Here is a 1450-nt window from a genome sequence, read left to right as displayed (position 1 = left end):
TCGGGTCGTACGGGTTGTGGCGTAGCGGGAGCGGCGACGCTGGTTGGCCGGATTGCGGAGGCCGAAGGCGATACGGGCGACGAGCTTGATGACCCGGTTGGTGCCCTCGCTGGCGGCGTTGGAGACCTTCAAGATGACGGCGGCAGCGATCTGCTCACGCCACCGGCTGACCGTCTCGGCGAGTGTCACCAGCTCAGGGATGTGGTCGTGGGTGTGACACCAAGAGAAGAACGCGTGCAGCCGATCACGGACGCCGGCGGCGCAGGTGGCGGTGAACACCTTGCGCAGTTCCTCCTTGGCGATCCACGCCGCGAGCACCTCCTCTCCATGCGGTCCGGCGTCGATGAAGGTGTTCCACATCGCGGTGAACCGGTCAGGGTGCAGATCTTCGTAGTTGCGCTGCAGCGTGCGGCGCATGCCGTACTCCGGGTCGCCGGAGCGGCCACGCCGCCCGTAGCGGGCGAAGATGGCCCGGCGGCGCACCGCAGCGACCATCTTGGTAGCGGCCTGAACCACGTGGAACGGATCGACCACGAGCTGGGCATGCGGCAGGATCTCCCGCACGGCCTTGGCGTAGGAGGCGCTCATGTCGATCGCGACGACCTCGATCTGCGCGCGCCAGGATTCGGGCTGGGCGGCCAGCCAGGCGATCACCTCCTCACAGCCGCGGCCTTCCACTTGGCCGAGCAGCCCTTGATCGCCGCTGATGTCAACGAAGCCGGTGTGCCAGGTATCGGCCAGGCGCACGGTGGTCCCGTCGGCATCGCGGATCCACTTCGGCTTGCCCCGGCGGGTCTCATCGATCCCCAGCACGGTCACCGGGCGCAGCGGGGCGGCCAACACCGCATCCGCAACCTCGGCGAATGCCTCATGCGCCGTAGTCCACGACATGTGGCCGCTGGAGGCGACCTCCGACACCGGGCGGAGCTGGTCTCCGATCGCGGTGGCGGCCAGACGGCGAGCCGGCACGCTGATGCGCCTGCCCGGAGCGACGTAGGGCACCTGCTCGGTGAACGAGGCCCGCGCGCACCAGGGCGTGTCGCAGTACCAGCGGCGCTTGTGCACCACCAGCTCGATCACCTGCTCGCCCAACGGCACGTGCGTGACCGTCTGCGTCGTCCACTGCTTGGGGCGGTCCGCCATGATCCGGCAGGTGGGGCAGATCCGCCCGCCCATCCCTGCGGGCAGCACGTGCACCCACCGCCTGCCGGTCTCGTCGGTGTCCACCTCGAAGACTTCCAGGCCAACCAGGCCCAACAGGTCGGATCCTGTATGTTGATCCACGCGCCCGCGTCTCTCGTGCGATCACTTTCCCTAGACAAGATCGTGATCTTAGAGGTCGCGGGCGTTTCCTGTTCCCGATTGCTGGCGTTGGTGACCCTCCGTGACGGCCATGCGGTCACGGAGAGCGATCAAGCGGCAGCGCCACCCCGGTCAAACGAGAAGACCC

Annotated in this window: 1 protein-coding gene; it reads right to left on the bottom strand. The window is 68.0% G+C overall.

Annotation, left to right across the window (positions count from 1 at the left end; all coding sequences use genetic code 11):
* Positions 1 to 1257: ISL3 family transposase (locus AB0C16_RS39995; RefSeq protein WP_357691358.1), on the bottom strand; the 1257-nt coding region annotated here is incomplete at its 3' end.
* Between the last annotated feature and the right edge of the window lie 193 nt (positions 1258 to 1450).

Origin of the sequence: Nonomuraea sp. NPDC048916, assembly GCF_040649575.1 — a bacterium.
GTDB lineage: Bacteria > Actinomycetota > Actinomycetes > Streptosporangiales > Streptosporangiaceae > Nonomuraea.
The sequence above is the reverse complement of the archived record's forward strand: the minus strand, read 5'-3'. Positions and strand labels throughout refer to the sequence as shown.